The organism is Streptomyces sp. NPDC050439 (genome assembly GCF_040655335.1).
GTDB lineage: Bacteria > Actinomycetota > Actinomycetes > Streptomycetales > Streptomycetaceae > Streptomyces.
In genome coordinates this window covers 1,368,338-1,385,750 of record NZ_JBFAJT010000001.1, presented here as the reverse complement: position 1 = coordinate 1,385,750, position 17,413 = coordinate 1,368,338, and the positions used below count along the sequence as shown (strand labels likewise).

The 17,413-nt window shown below is 72.2% G+C and carries 17 protein-coding genes; 8 read left to right on the top strand and 9 right to left on the bottom strand.

Annotated features, from left to right (window positions below; all coding sequences use genetic code 11):
• Positions 1 to 42: 42 nt before the first annotated feature.
• Positions 43 to 1,392, bottom strand: coding sequence for an FAD-dependent oxidoreductase (locus AB0I66_RS06185; protein ID WP_363206490.1), 1,350 nt, complete (start codon positions 1,390 to 1,392; stop codon positions 43 to 45).
• Between the two features lie 152 nt (positions 1,393 to 1,544).
• On the opposite strand from AB0I66_RS06185, the gene AB0I66_RS06180 reads away from it, so the two are divergent.
• A complete protein-coding gene (locus AB0I66_RS06180; RefSeq protein ID WP_363206489.1) occupies positions 1,545 to 1,979 on the top strand; it encodes a DUF6214 family protein in 435 nt (144 codons plus the stop codon).
• 24 nt (positions 1,980 to 2,003) lie between these two features.
• Here AB0I66_RS06180 and AB0I66_RS06175 read toward each other — a convergent pair whose 3' ends face one another.
• The gene (locus tag AB0I66_RS06175; protein WP_363206488.1) at positions 2,004 to 2,933 is read right to left on the bottom strand and encodes a LysR family transcriptional regulator; all 930 of its coding nucleotides are present in this window, start codon (positions 2,931 to 2,933) and stop codon (positions 2,004 to 2,006) included.
• 139 nt (positions 2,934 to 3,072) lie between these two features.
• On the opposite strand from AB0I66_RS06175, the gene AB0I66_RS06170 reads away from it, so the two are divergent.
• A complete protein-coding gene (locus AB0I66_RS06170) occupies positions 3,073 to 4,326 on the top strand; it encodes an MFS transporter (protein WP_363206487.1) in 1,254 nt (417 codons plus the stop codon).
• Positions 4,327 to 4,335: 9 nt separating this feature from the next.
• On the opposite strand, the gene AB0I66_RS06165 is transcribed toward AB0I66_RS06170, so the two are convergent.
• A complete protein-coding gene (locus AB0I66_RS06165) occupies positions 4,336 to 4,989 on the bottom strand; it encodes a DUF305 domain-containing protein (protein WP_363206486.1) in 654 nt (217 codons plus the stop codon).
• 177 nt (positions 4,990 to 5,166) lie between these two features.
• Here AB0I66_RS06165 and AB0I66_RS06160 point away from each other — a divergent pair, with 177 nt between their 5' ends.
• The gene (locus AB0I66_RS06160; RefSeq protein ID WP_363206485.1) at positions 5,167 to 6,669 is read left to right on the top strand and encodes a hypothetical protein; all 1,503 of its coding nucleotides are present in this window, start codon (positions 5,167 to 5,169) and stop codon (positions 6,667 to 6,669) included.
• Here AB0I66_RS06160 and AB0I66_RS06155 read toward each other — a convergent pair.
• The gene (locus AB0I66_RS06155) at positions 6,657 to 7,361 is read right to left on the bottom strand and encodes a helix-turn-helix domain-containing protein (RefSeq protein WP_363206484.1); all 705 of its coding nucleotides are present in this window, start codon (positions 7,359 to 7,361) and stop codon (positions 6,657 to 6,659) included. The two genes, AB0I66_RS06160 and AB0I66_RS06155, sit on opposite strands and share 13 nt — an antisense overlap.
• A 192-nt stretch (positions 7,362 to 7,553) precedes the next feature.
• On the opposite strand from AB0I66_RS06155, the gene AB0I66_RS06150 reads away from it, so the two are divergent.
• The gene (locus AB0I66_RS06150; protein WP_363206483.1) at positions 7,554 to 7,799 is read left to right on the top strand and encodes a DUF2630 family protein; all 246 of its coding nucleotides are present in this window, start codon (positions 7,554 to 7,556) and stop codon (positions 7,797 to 7,799) included.
• 57 nt (positions 7,800 to 7,856) lie between these two features.
• On the opposite strand, the gene AB0I66_RS06145 is transcribed toward AB0I66_RS06150, so the two are convergent.
• From AB0I66_RS06145 to AB0I66_RS06130, 4 genes are all read right to left on the bottom strand, one after another.
• Positions 7,857 to 8,558, bottom strand: coding sequence for an HAD-IA family hydrolase (locus AB0I66_RS06145; protein WP_363206482.1), 702 nt, complete (start codon positions 8,556 to 8,558; stop codon positions 7,857 to 7,859).
• 69 nt (positions 8,559 to 8,627) lie between these two features.
• On the bottom strand, positions 8,628 to 9,326 hold the full coding sequence (locus tag AB0I66_RS06140) for a phosphatase PAP2 family protein (protein ID WP_363206481.1): 699 nt from the start codon (positions 9,324 to 9,326) through the stop codon (positions 8,628 to 8,630).
• A gap of 104 nt (positions 9,327 to 9,430) precedes the next feature.
• Positions 9,431 to 10,366 (bottom strand): M56 family metallopeptidase, encoded by a 936-nt coding sequence (locus AB0I66_RS06135; protein WP_363206480.1) that lies wholly within the window; start codon positions 10,364 to 10,366, stop codon positions 9,431 to 9,433.
• Positions 10,367 to 10,501: 135 nt separating this feature from the next.
• Entirely contained in the window at positions 10,502 to 11,071 is a 570-nt protein-coding gene (locus AB0I66_RS06130) for a DUF5134 domain-containing protein (RefSeq protein ID WP_363206479.1), read from the bottom strand.
• Positions 11,072 to 11,240: 169 nt separating this feature from the next.
• On the opposite strand from AB0I66_RS06130, the gene AB0I66_RS06125 reads away from it, so the two are divergent.
• Both AB0I66_RS06125 and AB0I66_RS06120 read left to right on the top strand, forming a co-directional pair.
• Positions 11,241 to 12,929 carry an FUSC family protein gene (locus AB0I66_RS06125; protein ID WP_363206478.1) on the top strand — a complete coding sequence of 563 codons (1,689 nt, stop codon included), beginning with the start codon at positions 11,241 to 11,243 and terminating at the stop codon, positions 12,927 to 12,929.
• Positions 12,930 to 13,141: 212 nt separating this feature from the next.
• The gene (locus tag AB0I66_RS06120; RefSeq protein WP_363206477.1) at positions 13,142 to 13,678 is read left to right on the top strand and encodes a MarR family transcriptional regulator; all 537 of its coding nucleotides are present in this window, start codon (positions 13,142 to 13,144) and stop codon (positions 13,676 to 13,678) included.
• 50 nt (positions 13,679 to 13,728) lie between these two features.
• Here AB0I66_RS06120 and AB0I66_RS06115 read toward each other — a convergent pair whose 3' ends face one another.
• Positions 13,729 to 14,505, bottom strand: a complete 777-nt coding sequence (locus tag AB0I66_RS06115) for a FadR/GntR family transcriptional regulator (RefSeq protein WP_363206476.1) — start codon at positions 14,503 to 14,505, stop codon at positions 13,729 to 13,731.
• Between the two features lie 158 nt (positions 14,506 to 14,663).
• Between AB0I66_RS06115 and AB0I66_RS06110 the strand changes: the two genes are divergently transcribed.
• Both AB0I66_RS06110 and AB0I66_RS06105 read left to right on the top strand, forming a co-directional pair.
• Positions 14,664 to 15,905, top strand: a complete 1,242-nt coding sequence (locus AB0I66_RS06110) for a M20 family metallopeptidase (protein WP_363206475.1) — start codon at positions 14,664 to 14,666, stop codon at positions 15,903 to 15,905.
• Positions 15,902 to 17,341: an aldehyde dehydrogenase family protein gene (locus tag AB0I66_RS06105; RefSeq protein ID WP_363206474.1), complete on the top strand. Its 1,440-nt coding sequence runs from the start codon at positions 15,902 to 15,904 to the stop codon at positions 17,339 to 17,341. Before AB0I66_RS06110 ends, AB0I66_RS06105 begins: the two co-directional genes overlap by 4 nt.
• Positions 17,342 to 17,413 lie beyond the last annotated feature (72 nt).

The window sequence follows — 17,413 nt, the reverse complement described above, 5'->3', positions numbered from 1 at the left end:
GCGATCAGCCCCCACCGGCCCGCGGTCGTAGTCCCGCCCGGCTCACTCCTCGCCGCCGCGCGCAGCGCCCCGCAGCCCCGCCCAGTCCGGGATTTTCACCGGCCCACGCCCAAGCGCAGCGCCAAGCTCCGCCTCCGCCCGCTCGATCCCCAGCCAGCCCTGCCACTCGACGGGACGCAGACCCGCCTCGCGCAGAGCCCGCAGTGGATCCTCGGGCACACCTCTCCGTACGAGGGCGGGGGCGTCCTCAAGAAGCGAGAGCACCGTTTCCTTGGCGCACGGGCGGTTGGTCCCGATCACCCCCGTCGGCCCCCGCTTGATCCAGCCCGCCACATACTCGCCGGGGGACGCGGCACCCTCCCGCTGCACCCGCCCCGCCGCATGCGGCACCGTGCCGAGCCCGGGGTCGAACGGCAGCCCCTCGATGGGCACCCCGCGATAGCCCACCGAGCGCAGGACCAACTGCCCCGCGATGTCCTCGTACTCCCCGCAGTCCGTCACCCCGCCGCGGCCGTCCGGCAGCGTCCGCTCGAACCGCACCCCGCCGACGCGCCCCGCGGCCTCCGTCACGGCCACCGGACGCAGGAAGAAACGGAGCCGGATGCGGCGCGGCAGATGCTGCGCGGGGCGCTCGGCCCAGCCGCACATCACCTCGATGTTGCGGCGGCCCGCCGCGGGCAGCCCTGAGGGGTCGGCGTACGCGGGATCGAGTGCCAACTCTGCGGGGTCGACGACGACTTCGGTGTCCGGGAGTGAGCCGAGCTCACGCAGTTCCTTCGTGGTGAAGCGTGCCTGCGAGGGGCCGCGCCGCCCCACCATGTGGACCTCGCGCACCCGGCTCCCGGCCAGCACGCCGAGCGCCGCCTGCGGCATGTCGGTGGGCCGCAGCTCGGACACGCCGCGCGCCAGCATCCGGGCCACGTCCACCGCGACGTTCCCGACGCCGATGACCACGGCGGACTCGACGCCCGCGATGAAACCGTCGGTGGTCGCGTCCGGGTGCGCGCTGTACCAGGACACGAACTCCGTGGCCGAGTGGCTGCCCGGCAGGTCCTCACCCGGCACGCCCAGCCTGCGGTCCGCCGCGGCGCCCACGCAGTAGACCACCGCGTGGTACAGGTCGAGCAGCCGCGCCGTGGAGAAGCCCCCGGGGCCGATCTCGACGCCGCCGAGAAAGCGGACGCGGTCGTGTTCGAGGACCGTACGCAGGTTGTTCTGCAGGGACTTGATCTTCTCGTGGTCGGGCGCGACACCGTAACGGACGAGGCCGTACGGGCAGGGCAGCCGGTCGATGACATCGACGCGCACCCCCGGCACGAGGTCCTGCTGGACGAGGGACTGCGCGGTGTAGACCCCGCTCGGGCCCGATCCGACGACGGCGACCTGCAGCACGGCGGTGCTCCTTCCGCGAGGCGGCCTCGGGGGGTGACTTCAGCATCGCACCCCCGTGCGTGAAGGGGGAGACGCCGTGAGGGGCGCGTTGATCCGGGCATCCTGCTCAGGAACTGGTCGCCGCACGGTCCCTGCGTGCCGTTCGTGACCTAATGCGATCGCACGGCTACCTTTTGATTGTGCTTGAGAGCCCCTTTCTTGGCGTTTCTGATCACTATCGACCGAATGCTGCCGAACCGCCCTCGTTTCATGTACGGCTGACTTTCGGTGACGGAGTTGCCGTCGACGCCCGGGCCGTGGTGACGGAGGGACGGATCACCCTGGAGGGCCTGCACGCCGAGCCGCGCCGAACGGACGACGACGTCCTCCGGGACCCGCCCGCCGTACGACGCGCCCGCCCGGCCTGGCCCCGCGGACGCGACGGGCGGCTGAAGGCGGCCCAGGAGTACCGCTCGGCGCAGGCCGAGGGGCGTGATCCCGTCCTCGCGGTGATGCGGGCGACCGGCCGCAGCCGCCGCAGGTCCCTCAAGCTCATCGCGGCGGCCCGGGACGCGGGCGCGCTGCCCGCACGCCACAACCGCCGCTGAGCCGCCCCTCTGGCCGCCGCGCCGTCACCACGCCCAGGCGGGCGTCCACGTCTCGCCGTCGCGGTGGGCCGACCGTGCCGCCGCGAGGTGGTCGCGCAGGGCGGCGAGCGCGGGATGCGGGTTGTCCCGGCGCCAGATCAGCGAGTGCGGGTAGACCGGCGTCGGGCCGTGCACCGCGATGCGTCGCAGGTCGTCCTCGGCCGGCCAGTTGAGGCGGGTCTGCTCGCCGACGAAGGTGGACAGGACCGCGGAGTCCGCGATCGTGTCGAGGAGGGGCTCGGTGCCGAACTCGGGTCCGGTCGCCTCGATGGTGAGCCCGAACGCGGTGGCCAGCGCCTCGTAATAGGCGGCCCACTCGGTGCCGTCGACGAGACCGGGCATCCAGATCCTGTGCCCCGCCAGCTGCGCGGGAGCGATCGCGCGCGCGGCGGCGAACGCGTGCTCCGGCCCGGTGAGCAGCTGCACGGGCTCGTCGTACACACGGGCGGCCTCGACACCGTCGGGCAGCTGGCGTGCGGGCAGGGTGAGGGCGCGGAAGGACGCGTCGATCGTGCCCGCCCGGACGGCGGCCAGGGCGGCGTCGGCGTCGAAGAGCGTCACGACGTCCAGCTCGGTGCCGGGATGCGCACGGCGGAAGCCGCTCAGAAGTTCCGCGGGCGCGAGCCGCCGTCCGATCACGTCGACGCGCAGGGCCCGGCGGCCGGGCCGCACCGACGCCGCCGCCCGCTCCTCGGCGCGCAGCAGATCGCGGGCGTGGGGCAGAAACGCCTGCCCGTCGACGGTGAGCCGGGCACCGCGCGCGGTCCGGGTGAACAGCCGGACCCCGAGGTCCTTCTCCAGCGAGGCGACGCGCTTGGAGACCGCCTGCTGGGTCACCGCGAGCGCGGCCGCCGCGGCCTGGAACTGGCCGGTGTCGGCGACGGCGACAAAGGTGCGCACGGCGAGGAGATCCACGCACGCCATCCTAGATCTACAACCATCGGTTGTGGCTGCTCGTTCCCGGCGGTTGTTTGACCTGCGGGCCCGTCGCCGGTTTGGATGCCGCAGGTCGCAGTGGGCGGGTTCGAGAGCGAGGCGAGGGGTGGCACCGGGCATGGAGGCCAGCGCGTCCCTAGGGCGGCAGTTCGGATGGCTGTGGGCGGCCTACACGGTCAGCGCCTTCGGTACCCGGCTCGCGTTCGACGCGTTCCCCCTGATCGCGATTCTGGCCCTGGACGCAGGACCGACGGAGGTGTCGGTCCTCGCGGCGGCGGGGTTCGCGGTGGGTGCGGTGGTGGCGGTGCCGCTCGGGCCGTGGGTGGAGTTCCGCCGCAAGCGGGCGGTGATGATCGCGATGGACCTGGTCCGGTGCGCGGCACTGCTCAGCATCCCGGCCGCGTACGCACTCGGCCTGCTCGGCTTCGGCCAGCTCCTGCTGGTGGCGGTCGTCGTGGGCGCGGCCGACATCGCCTTCGGCGCGGCGAGCGGTGCCTGCCTCAAGGCGCTCGTACGGCCGGATCAGCTGCTCGTCGCCAACGGCCGCCTGGAGTCCACGAGTTGGACCGCCCTGATGCTCGGCCCGCCGCTCGGCGGAGCCGCGATCGGTCTCTTCGGACCGGTGATGACGGTGGTGGCCGACGCGGTCAGCTATCTGCTCTCGGCCCTTGGGGTCCGTGCGATCGGCGGCAAGGAGGCGCACCCCGAGCACACCGGGCGGGCGACAGGTTTCCGGGCGGGCGACCTGCTCGACGGGTGGCGGCACATCCTGGCGGGCCCCGTGCTGCGCCCGCTGTTCTTCAACACGGTGCTGAACAACGGACTGATCATGGCGACATCGCCGCTCCTGATCGTCCTGATGGTCGGCGAACTCGGCTTCGCGCCCTGGCAGTACGGCCTGGCCTTCGCCGCGCCCTGCGTCGGCGGCCTGATCGGCTCGCGGCTCGCGGGGCGGCTCGTCGAGCGGTTCGGGCGGCACCGGGTCCTGCGCACCGCCGGCACGCTGCGGGCGTGCTGGCTCATCGGCCTCGTCTTCATCGGCCCCGGTGCCGCCGGGCTCGTGCTCGTCATCGTCGTCGAGTTCGGCCTGATCCTGTGCTCAGGGGTGTTCAACCCGGTGTTCGCCACCTACCGGCTCGATCACACCCCGGCGGACCGCATCGCCCGTACCTTGTCCGCGTGGTCGGTCACCAGCAAGCTCTCCATCGCGGCCATGACCGGCCTGTGGGGTCTGCTGGCCGGCGTCACGGGGCCGCGTACCGCGGTCGGGATCGCCGGGGTCCTCATCCTCGCCACGCCGCTGCTGCTGCCGCGACGCGACCACGAGCCGCGCGACGAGCGGGACACCGCCGCCCGAAACCGCATCCCCTGACCCTGAGCCTCACATCTCGCGCATCCTCGTGATCTCCGTCGTCTGCTGCGCGATCACGTCGTTGGCCATCTCCTCGACCTGGATGTTGTTGCCGTCGGAGAGCACCTCCGTGGCCATCGTGACGGCGCCGTTGTGATGCGTGATCATCAGCTTCAGGAAGAGCTCGTCGAACGTCTTGCCCTTCGCCGAGCGCAACTGCTTCAGCTGCCCCTCGGTGGCCATGCCCGGCATCGTGGAGTGATCGTGACCGGCGTGCTTCTTCGCGCCGCCGTGCTTCTTCAACCAGCCCTTCATGGCGCCGATTTCGGGGCGCTGCGCGGCCGAGATGCGGTCGGCGAGGCGCTTGACCTTCGTTGATCCGGCACGTTTCGGGGCGAGTTCGGTCATCTTGAGGGCCTGACCGTGGTGCGTGATCATCATTTGCGTGTAGGTGAAATCCGCCGAGTTGGGGGAGTCGTCGTCGGTTCTCTTCTTGGCCGCGTCCTCGGCGGACATCGTCGCCGCCGTCTCGCCCGGCTTGCCGGGAGCGATGACGGAGGGGCCGGGGGCCGCCTTCTTCTCCGGCTTGGGACCGGAGTCGGAACCTCCCGAATCGCAGGCGCCGAGCGCGAGAACGGCGGCCGTGAGGAACACGGCGACGGCGGGCGTACGACGGTGGTGCACGGCTGCCTCCTGTGGCGCGCGGGGGAGTTGGGGACCGTCCTAGCACGCTTACGTGCGGGATTGATCAAAAACTTTCATTACAGATGCGTTGCCATCTGTTGATCTGTGCATGCAGAGCACGATACTGCGGGGTGTCCGTGAACCGTTCAACTACGAACGGCGACTAGGGAGGACGCAGTGACCCTGTTGAACAACCCCCGAACACGGCGCAGACGCTTCGGCGTCGGCGCGGCCGCGCTCGGTCTGATGGCCGCACTGTTCAGCGCGGCGCCCGCCGGAGCGACGCCCGACCCGGGCGACTCGCCTGCCGCGCCCAAGAGCGTGTCGAAGAGCGACGCCGCCGAGGCGAGGGAAGCCGTCAAGAGCGGCGAGATACCCGCGCCCGACGAGATCGTGCACTCGGCCAACATCAAGCATCTCGCCAACATCCCCAAGGACGCGCTGCCGGGGTTCAACACCGACCTCGCCTTCCAGGGGAAGTACGCCTTCGCGGGCAACTACGACGGCTTCCGCATCTACGACATCAGCAACCCGAAGAAGCCGCGGACCGTCTCGCAGGTCCTGTGCCCCGGTTCGCAGAACGACATCTCCGTCTCCGGGAACCTGCTCTTCCTCTCCACCGACTCCTCGCGCAGCGACGACTCCTGCAACAGCACCACGCAGCCCGCGACGGAGAAGGCCTCGTGGGAGGGCATGAAGGTCTTCGACATCAGCGACAAGGCCAACCCGAGGTACGTCTCCGCCGTCGAGACCGCCTGCGGCTCGCACACGCACACGCTCGTGCCGGAGAAGCGCAACGTCTACGTGTACGTCTCCTCGTACTCCCCGAGCGCGACGTTCCCGGACTGCCAGCCCCCGCACGACGGCATCTCCGTCATCAAGGTGCCGCGCAAGGCCCCGCAGAAGGCGGCGGTCGTCGACTTCCCCGTGCTCTTCCCGGGTGAGGGCCCCGACGGCGGCGGCAACCCGGGCGGTCCCACCAACCCCGGCGTCTCCAAGACCACCGGCTGCCACGACATCACCGTGCTGCCCTCCAAGGACCTGGCCGCCGGCGCCTGCATGGGTGACGGAATCCTCTTCTCCATCAAGAACCCGGAGAAGCCCAAGGTCATCGACCAGGTGCAGGACAACAAGAACTTCGCGTTCTGGCACTCGGCGACCTTCAACCAGAAGGCGAACAAGGTCGTCTTCACCGACGAGCTGGGCGGCGGAGGCGGCGCGACCTGCGACGAGGCCACCGGCCCCGAGCGCGGCGCCAACGGCATCTACGAGGTCAAGGGCAAGGGCGACCACCGCAAGCTCGTCTTCAAGAGCTACTACAAGATCCCGCGCCACCAGGCTGCGACCGAGAACTGCGTGGCCCACAACGGCTCGCTGATCCCGGTCAAGGGCAAGGACCTGATGGTCCAGGCGTGGTACCAGGGCGGCGTCTCCGTCTGGGACTTCACCAACTCCTCGAAGCCGAAGGAGATCGGCTACTTCGAGCGCGGTCCGCTCAGCGCGGACACGCTCCAGACCGGCGGCTCCTGGTCGGCGTACTACTACAACGGCTACATCTACTCGAACGACATCGCCAAGGGCTTCGACGTCCTGAAGATCGACGACAAGCGGACGGATCCCGCCGAGCGGGTCCGCACCCGTGAGCTCAACGTCCAGACCCAGCCGGACTACTTCGACTGACCGGACTGTCGCGTGAAGCGCTGCGCGGACCGCCCAGGGGACCGAGTCTCCTGCGCGGCCTGATCGGCGACTCGCGCATGTGTCCCGCCGGGCGGTTCGTCGCCCGGCGGGACCCCGAGCTCCCAGGCGAGCCCATACCGCTGAAAGAGCTCGGCCCGCAGCGCTGACGGCGGCATCGGCGCCCCCGGAAGCAGCACCGCGAAGACCGCGCCCATCAGCAGGGCGCGCAGCAGCGGATAGTCGGTGTCCACGTCGGGCGAGCCATGGCGTACGACGGTGTCGCGGAGCAGTTCGGCGAGGTGCTGCTGCTCGGGGCAGCGCACGAATCCGTCCGCCTGGAGGATGCCGGCCATGTGAGTGCGCATGAGGAGGGGCTGGTCGCGGGCCAGGCCCAGGATCGCGTCGATGGCGCGGGCCAGGAGCTCGTCGCCGTCCGCCGACCGCGGTTCCCGTTCGAGGGCCTCCTGGAGCGTGCGGTGCATCAGCCGGTGCACCGCCGACTGCAAGAGCTGGCGCTTGCCGGGGAAGTAGTACGACACCAGGCCGCGGGCCGAGCCCGCGCGGTCCGCGATGTCGCCGAGTGTCGTCGCCTCGTACCCCCGCTCGCTCACCAGGTCGACAGTGGCCTGCAGGAGCCGCTCCCTGGAACGCCTTCGCAACTCTTCATTGACCGATGCGCTACGCGGGGACATCCTGTAACTCCTGCGTTGACTGGCTGAGAGCCAGTATACTCAGCGTGTCGCGGACCAAGACCCTCAGTGGTCGTCTCATGGTCCGGTGCGACCTGGAGCAGGCAACACCGCGGGGGAGTGTTGCCTGCTCACAGGTGCCGATCGGCCGAACCCTCCTTACAGTGGGCCGGGGGGCCGAGGAGGCGTACTGAGATGGATCAAGAGCAGATTCTGTCCCGGATCTCGTCGATGGTCGACGACGAGCGGACGCTGCGGGAGTCGCTAGCGGCGGGCGCGATCGACGAGGCGACGGAGCGCGCGAGGCTCGGCGCGCTGGAGCGTGAACTCGACAGGTGCTGGGACCTGCTGCGCCAGCGGCGTGCGAAGGCCGAGTTCGGCGAGAACCCGGACGAGTCGCGGGCCCGCCCCGCGGCCCAGGTCGAGGGCTACCGCTCATGAGGCGCCCCGCACCCTGACGCGCACGACCCCCTGCGACGCTTTTGAGGCCGTGACATCTCAGCCCCCGTCGACGACACCGAGGACGGGGCGCAGTCCGTCCGGCCGCTGGTCCACGGGCAGATGGTCCACGAAGTGGACGGCGCAGCCGAGTGCGGTGGCGCCGGCGTCCGCGTGCCGGTCGTCGCCCACCATCAGCGCGTCCGCGGGATCGACGCCGAGCGTTTCGCAGGCGTGCGCGAAGAGGCGTGGGTCGGGCTTCTGGATCTCGTGCTCGTACGACAGGGTGTACGCGTCGACGTACGGGTCCAGGCCGTGGGCGCGGAAGACGGGGCGCAGGTCCCACCCGATGTTGCTGATCACCGCGACGCGGACGCCCCGTTCGCGGAGCCCGGTGAGCACCTCGGCCGCGTCGGGGTAGGGGCGCCACGCCTCCGGCCGCATATGGCGGTCGTACAGGGCGTCGTGCAGGAGCGGATCGGGCAACCGGACCTCGCGCGAGAGGCCGGTGAACGCGGCGCGGTGCTGTGCGGCGCTGCGGTCGCGCTGGGCCCACAACTCGGCGAGCCGATCGGGTACGAGGTCGGGCCGCGCCCCGCCCGGCAGCGCGCCGGCCCGCTCAAGTCCCTCCGTCAGCCGCTCGATCTCGGCCGGGGGAAGCGGAAGCCCGGCCTCCCGGAGCACGGCCCGCAGCCAGGACCCGGTGGACTCGATGCGGAACAGGGTCCCGGAGAAATCGAAGAGCGCACCCTTGATCGTCATGCCGGCGATCCTCCGGGACGGGCGGATGGGTGGTCAAGAGTGCTTTTGCGACGCGGGTGTTGGAGGGGGCTAGGTGGCCTCGGGGGCGCGGGTGGCCGGACCTCGGGCGTACGTGGCGATCGCGAGGGTCACCATCAGCGTGCCGAGCAGCCAGCCGCCGACGACGTCCGACGGCCAGTGCACGCCGTTCCAGACGCGGGTCACGCCCACCCCGACGACGGAGACCGCGGCGATCACGACGGCGGTGCGCCACACGGCGGCTCCGACGCCATACATGCGCAGCAGCCACAGGAGCAGCCCGCAGACGACCGTCGCCGTCATGGCGTGGCCCGAGGGGAACGCCGCGAAGTGCGCGGAGTCCACCGGGTCCGGCCAGCTCGGGCGCGGTTTGTCGACCGCGGCCTTGAGGCCCTGCTGCACCAGGGTGCCGACCGCGCAGGTGACCGCGAGCCACACGGCCGGGCGGTTCTCCCGGCGGTAGAGGAGCCACAACACGGTCGCAATGATCAGCAGGCGCATCGTCCACGGGTCCCACACCCAGTCGGTCAGGATGCGGCTGGCCTGGGTGAGGCCGTCGTGCGCGACCGCCCAGCGGTGCGTGGCGCGCGCGATGTCGCCGTCGAGGGTGCCGAGCGGGCCCCACTCCAGCTCGACCAGAAGGATCAGCAGGAGCGAGAGGCAGCCCAGGAGCGCGGCGACGAGCGGGGCGCGGGGCCTGCGGGGGCGGGTCGGACCGGGCGGCGAGTCGAGGGGAGCGGCGGGGTGCATGGACAGATCCTCGCCGACGGGCGGTGCCGGGGGCCATCCCGGGGTGCTGTCCCGTGGGGCGCGCCCCGGCTTCCCCGGCTTCCTCGGCCTTCGGCGGCAGGCCGTCACCCCAGCGCGCGCAGCCCCGGCACGAACGTCACCAGGAGCGGGACCACCGGCACGAGCGCCGCGGCGGCCGTCAGCCGCAGCCGCCGTCCCGCGGTGAGCCGTGGCCGCGCGGACAGCAGCCGGTGCACCCGCTGCGGCACGTGGGCCTGCGGGGTCGGGCAGGGGCCGAACACGCCCCGGTCCTCGTTGAGCTCGACCAGCGCGAGGGCGATGGTGAGACGACCGAAGCGGCGCGAGGCCACGTCGTCGGCGGCCAGTTCGACCAGGCGGTGCATCTCGTCCCGGAACGCGGCGAAGACCGGCACCTGCGGGAACCCCGTGGCCAGCGCGCCCGAGCAGTGCAGGAGCCAGTCGTGCCGTGCCTGCGCGTGCCCTTGCTCATGGGCGAGCACGGCATCCAGCTGACGGCCCTTCAGGCGGCGCAACGCGGCGGTGGTGATGACCAGTTGCGGAGCGGACCCCGGCAGCCACCAGGCGTCGGGGCGCTCACCCTCGAGCACGACGAGGCGGTCGGCACCGGGCTCCTCACCGGGCAACAGCGGTGCGCGCAGGCGGAGTTCGGTGCGCCCCTTGCGGCGCCTCGCCCGGGCCCGGACGATCTCGCGGGTCAGCATCGCGGCGGTCCACACGCCGCCGAGGGCCAGCGCCACGGCCGTCGCGGGAGCCCAGGAGCCGCCCGCACCCAGCGCGTACGCGTCGACCACGTCGTGCGGGGCGGGGGCGAAGACGTGACCGCGCACGGCCTGCCATGCGGCGGCGGCGCTGAGGGTCATCGACAGGGCGCAGCACAGGAGCACACCCGCCACGACGCACTGCCACGCCCACAGCGCGACCACCGGTTCACGCTCCGGCCAGTCGGCGCGTGCGATGAGGCGCGGGGCGACGACGGCGGCGAGGGCGCCCAGCAGCAACAGCGCAACGGGGAGCAACATGTGTCAAGACTATGAGGGCGGCGCCGTCGGAGGGTATGGCCTATCGCCGCAAGTGACGCACGCCACGGCCGTTCGCGGGGGTATCGCCCCCTTACGGCAGCCGGGCTCTTCTCCCGCCCGGGGCCCCGCGGCGGCCTACAGCGTCAGCAGCATCGCGATCATGGCGATCCCCATGGACAGCCGGCACACCATCGCCAGCTCGGTGCGATCCCCCCACCCCATGACCGCGCCTGCGCCACCGCCCCCGCCTTCCGCCGTCGCGAGCGTGGGTACGGGCAGCAGGCGGGCGCCCGACCACAGCACGTACCCGGCGAAGTAGAGCAGCAGTGCCCCGGTGAGCGCCGGGGCGCCCCCGCCGCCGTGGCCCGCGTGCGCGGTGGGCGTCGCGGCCATGGCCGCCGCCATGTAGACCATGGCGCCCGCGCCGACCAGGTGATGCAGGTGGTGCCGATCGCGTCGGGCTCCCCACAGGGCGCGCAGTGCCGCCGCGCCGAACACGGCCGCGTACCCCAGCCAGGCCCAGCGCGGCGGGGTGAGGACGGCCGCGGGTACGGCCATCAGAGCCATGCCGAAGCCCATCAGCGCCTCGCCGCCGGCCGTTCGGCGCTGTGCCTCGATCCTGCTGCGCATCCGCAGCAGACAGTAGGACCCGGTCGCCGCGCACAGCGCGACGAGCAGCCAGCCGGCCTGCGCCGGTCCGTGCACCGCGCACCTCCCCGATCGACGGTGTCCCTGGGGTCGATGCCCTCGCGCGGCGCGTCGTACGCGAGCGCATGGGTGTACGCGGGGAGCGCGGAGGGGGCGGACGCGGGGGTGACGGAAGAGACTTCCGAGGTAAATCATTTCCGAGTAAAACACTTGCTAAGCTTCTCGCATGAGCAGCGCACCACCATCCCCTTCGCCCCGCCCCTCCGTACCTTCCGGCCCCTCCCGTGTCCGTCGACTCCCGCTGGCCGGTGTGCTGCGTCCGGGGAAGCCGTCCGACATCTGGTTCAAGCCCGCGTCCAGCGTGGTCGTCGCCACCGCGATACCGAATCTGACGCTCCTCGCGATCGGCCGCCTCGATCTCGTCATGTACACGATGGCCGGATCGTTCTGCGCCCTCTACACGCACAACCTCCCCTATGCCGCACGGGCCCGGGCCCTCGCCGGAGTCGTCGCCGGCATGCTGGCCAGTGTCGGCATCGCGATGGTCGCCGCCTCGCTCACCACGTCGGCGGCGGTGCTCGTGGCGGTCGGGGCGCTGCTCGCCGCCGCGCAGAAGACGCTGTGCGACGCGACCCGCATCGGGCCGCCCGGGCACCTCATCTTCACCTTCATCAGCTCCGCCACACTGTTCGCGCCGCAGTCCATCGGGCAGGTCCCCGGTCACCTCGCCCTGACGCTCGGCGCGGGCGCCGTGGCCTGGCTGGTCGGCATGGCCCCCGCCCTGGTGCGGCCGCACGGCCCCGAGCGCCGGGCCACCGCGCGGGCCCTGCGTGCGGCCGCCGCGTACGCCGAGGCCTCGGGCCCCGGCCGCGAGCGGGCCCGCCCCGCGGCGGCCGCGGCCGTCCACGCGGCCTGGCAGTCACTGCTCGCCACCGGCGCCCGCACGGCTGCGCGCCGCGCTCTGGAGCGCCTGGTCATCCGGGCCGAGGACGCCCTGGCGGCGCCCTCGTCGGCGGACCCCGCCCAGCTGCGCTCCTGGGCGACGGGCCTGCGCGGCACGGGCGCGGTGCCGCGCCCCGTCGGCGTACGGCCCGATGAGGCCGACGAACTCCTCGGCGTGGAAGCGGAGTTGGCGGCAAAGGCTGCCAAGGTTTCCCTGTGGCGGCGGCTGGGCCCCGGATCGCCGCTGCTGCCCATCGCGCTGCGTACGGCGGTCGGCTGCGCGCTCGCGGGATACGCGTCGCTGGCCCTGGGCGTCGGCCGCCCCTACTGGGCGCTGGTCACGGCGGCGTCCCTCTATCAGGCCAACGTCACGCTCACCTGGAACAGGGGAGTGCAGCGCGTGGTGGGCAACCTCGTGGGGGTGTTCGCGTTCGCCGCGATCGTCCCGCTGGCCCATCTCAGTCACGCCGCGCTGATCTTCTGCTGCCTGGCGCTCGCCTTCGGGGCAGAGGCGCTGATCGGCCGCAACTACTGGCTCGGCAGCGTGTGCGTCACACCGATGGCCCTGCTGGTCACCGAGTTCGCCCGGTTCCAGCAGCCCGGAGAGCTGATCCTCGACCGGGTCGTGGACACGTTCGTCGGCGCGCTGCTCGGCGTCGTCGCGGCGATGCTCGTCACCAACCGGCGCGCCGCCGACCACATCGAACTGGCCATAGACGCCACGGACCGGGCCCGTACCCGCGCCGAACAGGCCCTGGCGGCTCCGGCCCCCACGCCCGCCACCCTTCGCCCTGCGCGCCGGGGCCTGACCGCCGCCCTGGTGGACCTGCGCACCGCGCACGACGCGGCGGCGGGCGAGTGGTGGCAGCGCGCCCTGCCGGACCAGCGGGTGATGATCGCCGAACAGGCCGGACACCGTACGCTCGCGGCGACGGTACGCGGTACGCAGCAGGGCACACACGTACGAGCATGAAGGCCGGGCAAGACGGAAGGCCGAGGACGGGGCACATGAGGGACGGCAGCAAAGGGGACGCGGCGGGGAAGAGGGGACCCCACGCGGGGGGAGGAACCGAGGGGGAGGCCCCCGCTTCGGCGAGGGGCGGCGCTGCTTCGGGCGGCGTCGCCTCCGGCGGTCCCGTGCCTGCGGTGGGTGGCGTTTCGGCTGTGGTGGCTGGGGGCGGCGCCGTGGCGGGTCGTGCTTCTGACGTTCCCGGCGACACCGTCGCCGCCGTCGTGCGGCAGTGGCAGGCCGTGCGGCCCGATGTCGATACCGGGCCGATGGAGGTCATCGGGCGCATCAATCGGTGTGCGGCTCTTCTGCAGCAGGCCGAGGACGCGCCGTTGCGTCGTGTGGGGCTGACCCGTCCGGAGTTCGATCTTCTCGGCGCGTTGCGCCGGACCGGACACGAGCTGACCCCGGGTGAACTGGCCCGCGAGACCTTCTCATCGGGGGCCGCCGTCACCAAGCGCCTCAAGCAGCTCCAGGAGCGTGACCTCGTCGACCGGCGTGCCGACACCCGTGACCGCCGCGTCTCGCACGTCGGCCTGACCGACGCGGGCCGCGATCTCGTCGACTCGATCCTGCCCGATCAGCTCGCCTACGAGACCGTTGTTCTGGCTGGCATCGACGAGGGCGGCCAGGCACAACTCAGTTCCCTGCTGGGGGAGTTGCTCGGACAGCTTGAGGGGCGGCTCGGGCCGGCCTCCGGGTTCCGGGGGTGACGGGCGTGAAATTGGGGCGCGGCTGACCGGGCGGCGCTGAAGCCGTCCTCTCAGTGGTCCTCCACCGACGCCACCAGCAACTCCCTTGCCTCCGGCTCCACATGGTCCGCGTAGTACTCGTACAGCGCCGTACGGCCCAGGCGCGCGGCGAGCGGGCCGTCCCCCGAGGTGATCGCCGCCAGGACCTCCCGGTGGTGGGCTATGGAGCGCTCCATCCAGGCCGTGGTGTCCGTGACCCCCGCGATCTTCTTCTCGATGACCTCCACCACCGCCTCGTGCACGGCGCGTGCGCACAGGCCCAGGAGGGAGTTGCCGCTCGCCTCGGCGATCGCCCGGTGGAAGAGCGCGTCCGCCTCGCTGAACGCGTGCAGGGAGGCCGGGCCGCCACGGCACAGCGCTTCCATGCGGGTGATCTGTTCGCGCATCCGGGCGAGATCCTCCTCGCCGTGCAGGCGGGCGGCCAGACGATTGCTCTCCGCGTCCAACACCATGCGGAACTGCACCAGTTCACCGAGTGTCGCCACGCTGGAGCGGGTCAGCCGCCCCAGGGCCTGGCTGAGGTTGTCGGGCGAGACGCCGAGCACCTCGGCGCCCAGCGGGTCGCCTGGGCGGGAACGGATCAGGCCCGCCGACTGCAGGACACGCAGCGCCTCGCGCACGGTGGAGCGGCCCACGCCGAAGCGGTTGACCAGCTCGCGCTCGGCGGGCAGCCGGGACCCGGGCGGCAGATCACCGCTGAGGATGCGTTCCTCGATCTGCTCTGCCACCCGCTGATAGGCGCGGACCGGTGTGACCGGCCGGAACAGGTCGGCGTCGTCGGCGGCCATCGGCCCGCCCCCTCCACGGTACGTAACTGACACGCGATGCCGGCGCGGGAAAACCAAGATCTGGTGGTTGACCCGGCCTCGAACGTGGAGGCAGAGTACGGGAACTCAACTGGTCTGACCAGTCGACTGGCCTCATGCTCAGCCGACTTGGAGGTTCCATGCACACCAGCTCAAGTCACACCGGCTCACGTCATATCGACTCGGTCATCGACTCCGAAGCCGTCGTCGCCTTCTCCCAGGACCTGGTCCGCCTGCGTACCGTCAACGCGGCCAGAGCCACCGTGGTGGAGCAGCCCGCGGCCGACCTCGTCGCCGGGCTCTTCACCGAGTTCGGCTGGACGTACGACGTGGTGGAGGTCGCGCCGGGGCGCCCCAACACCGTCGCCGTCGTCGAGGGCGGAGGGGGCGACGGGCCGACCCTGATGTTCGAGGGGCACATCGACGTCGTCACGGAAGGGGACCCGGGGGACTGGAGCGTCGACCCCTACGGGGCGGAGATCCGCGACGGCCGACTGTGGGGGCGCGGCTCCGCCGACATGAAGTCCGGCGTCGCGGCGATGATCTACGCGGTGCGGGCCCTGCAACTGGCCGGCCCCTTCCCGGGCCGGGTCGTCATCGGCGTGCTGTGCGACGAGGAAGGGCTGATGCTCGGCGCGAAGGCGTTCGCCGCCACCCCGCTCGCGCGCGAGGTGGACGGAGTCATCGTCTGCGAGCCCGAGGGGTACGAGGTGTGCACCTCGGCCCGTGGCGGCATCCGGCTCCGGCTCGATCTCGACGGGGTGATGGCCCACGGCGCCATGCCGCAGGAGGCCAAGAGCCCGATCGTCGCCGGGGCGCGCATCGTCGAGGCGCTCGCCCACGTGCAGGACTGGGCCCAGAAGCGGTACGGCACCCACCCGCACGCCGGGAGCGTGACGGTCACGCCGACCGTCCTGCACGGCGGAGACCCGGACCAGCTCAACGTCATCCCCGCACATGGGCTCGTCGGCATCGACGTACGCACGATTCCCGGCACCGACCACACCGAACTCATCGAGCGGGTACGGGAGTCCGCGGTCGAAGCGGCCAGGACCGTGGGGGTGGGTGTCGGGCTGACCGTCGTCGACGACCGGCCCGCCGTCGAGATCCCCGACGATCACCCCGTGGTCACCGCGCTCGTCGAGGGACACCGCCAAGTGCACGGCGCCGCACCGCCGTTCGGGGCGGTGCCCGGCACCACGGACGGAACCATCCTCACCCGCGACGCCGGGCTGCCGACCGTGGTCTACGGGCCCGGCGGGAAGTGGATCGCGCACCAGAAGGACGAATTCGTCGAGGTGCGCGAGATCGTCGAGTACACACGGGTGTACGCCGCGGCGGCGCGCTCCTTCCTGAACGGCGCGACCGGAGGTGCGCGATGACCTGCCCCGAAGGGCTGCCCGTCGGCGACGGCTGGGTGACCGCGCCCGGCAGCGGCCCCGTCCGCTTCCCGTACGACGGCGGTGAGATCGGCACGGCGCCGATCGGCGACGCGGACCTCGCGGCCCGGGCCGTCGGACATGCCGCCGCGGTGCGGGTGAGGGTGGCCGGGCTGCCCGCGGGGGTGCGGCGGCAGGTGCTCGCCGGGGCGGCCGAGACGCTGGCCGAAGCGGTGCCGGAACTGGTGGACCTCCTCGTCCTGGAGACCGGGAAGCCGCGGGTCGACTGCCGGGTCGAGATGCTGCGGGCGGTGGCCACCTGGCAGTCCGCCGCCGACGAGGTGGCCCATCTGCACGGCGAGACCGTGCCGTTGGACCTCCAGCCGTCCGGCGAGGGACTCTTCGGCTACTGGACGCGGCGGCCCGTCGGCGTGGTGGTCGGCATCGCGGGCTTCAACTACCCGGTGCTTCTCGCCTCCCACAAGATCGCACCGGCGCTCGCCGCGGGGTGCCCGGTGATCGTCAAGCCCGCCCCGGCGACACCGCTCGCCACCCTGCGGCTCGTCCATCTCGTACGGGAACAGCTGGTGGCGGCGGGTGCGCCCGCCGGAGCGGTGCAACTCGTCACGGGGGACGCGGAGGTCGGCCGTACGCTCACCACGCATCCGGAGGTCGCCGCGGTCTCCTTCACCGGGTCGGCGGCCGTCGGCCACCGCATCGCGCGGGACGCGGCGCCGCGCAAGGTGGTCCTCGAACTCGGCTCCAACGCGGCGCTCGTCGTGGCCGCGGACGCCGATCTCGACGCGGCGGCCGACGCGGTCGTGCGGGGCGGGTTCTACGCCTCGGGGCAGGCGTGCATCTCCGTACAGCGGGTCATCGTGGTGGCCGCGGTCGCGGAGGAGTTCGAGAAGCGGCTCGCCGAGCGGCTGCCGGACGTGGTGGTCGGCGACCCGCGGGATGCCGGGACCCGGGTGTCGGCGCTCATCGACGAGACGGCGACGGAGCGGGTCCTCGACTGGGTCGAACGCGCGCGGGCGGCGGGGGCGCGGCTGGTCGCCGGGGGAACCCGCGACGCGGATGGCCGGTGCATCGCCCCGACGCTGCTCGCGGACGTCCCCGACGGCGAACCCGCCTGGGACGAGGAGATCTTCGGCCCGGTCGTCTGCCTGCGCACGGTGCCGGACCTGGACACCGCGTACGACGTGGTCAACGCGAGCCGTTACGGCCTGCACGCCGCCGTCTACACGAGTGGCCTGCGGGCCGCGCTGGAGGCGGTGGAACGCCTGGAGGTGGGCGGCGTAGTGGTGAACGAAGTCCCCGGCTACCGCAGCGACATCGCCCCCTACGGCGGCGTCAAGGACTCGGGCATCGGCCGCGAGGGCCCCAGATTCGCGATCGAGGAAATGACGGTGACCCGGATGGCGGTCATCAGACCTTGAGCGGGGCCAACCGTCCCCGAAGCCGTCACGCGCCCGCACTCACCATCGCCCCGACCCCCGACCCCCGGCCGC

Coding starts and splice junctions, on each gene's coding strand:
- AB0I66_RS06105 (WP_363206474.1), top strand. CDS start 15,902: ATGACCTGCCCCGAAGGGCTGCCCGTCGGCGACGGCTGGGTGACCGCG.
- AB0I66_RS06145 (WP_363206482.1), bottom strand. CDS start 8,558: ATGACGATCAAGGGTGCGCTCTTCGATTTCTCCGGGACCCTGTTCCGC.
- AB0I66_RS06155 (WP_363206484.1), bottom strand. CDS start 7,361: ATGTCCCCGCGTAGCGCATCGGTCAATGAAGAGTTGCGAAGGCGTTCC.
- AB0I66_RS06115 (WP_363206476.1), bottom strand. CDS start 14,505: ATGGCCGCCGACGACGCCGACCTGTTCCGGCCGGTCACACCGGTCCGC.
- AB0I66_RS06170 (WP_363206487.1), top strand. CDS start 3,073: ATGGAGGCCAGCGCGTCCCTAGGGCGGCAGTTCGGATGGCTGTGGGCG.
- AB0I66_RS06140 (WP_363206481.1), bottom strand. CDS start 9,326: ATGCACCCCGCCGCTCCCCTCGACTCGCCGCCCGGTCCGACCCGCCCC.
- AB0I66_RS06150 (WP_363206483.1), top strand. CDS start 7,554: ATGGATCAAGAGCAGATTCTGTCCCGGATCTCGTCGATGGTCGACGAC.
- AB0I66_RS06125 (WP_363206478.1), top strand. CDS start 11,241: ATGAGCAGCGCACCACCATCCCCTTCGCCCCGCCCCTCCGTACCTTCC.
- AB0I66_RS06135 (WP_363206480.1), bottom strand. CDS start 10,366: ATGTTGCTCCCCGTTGCGCTGTTGCTGCTGGGCGCCCTCGCCGCCGTC.
- AB0I66_RS06110 (WP_363206475.1), top strand. CDS start 14,664: ATGCACACCAGCTCAAGTCACACCGGCTCACGTCATATCGACTCGGTC.
- AB0I66_RS06180 (WP_363206489.1), top strand. CDS start 1,545: ATGCGATCGCACGGCTACCTTTTGATTGTGCTTGAGAGCCCCTTTCTT.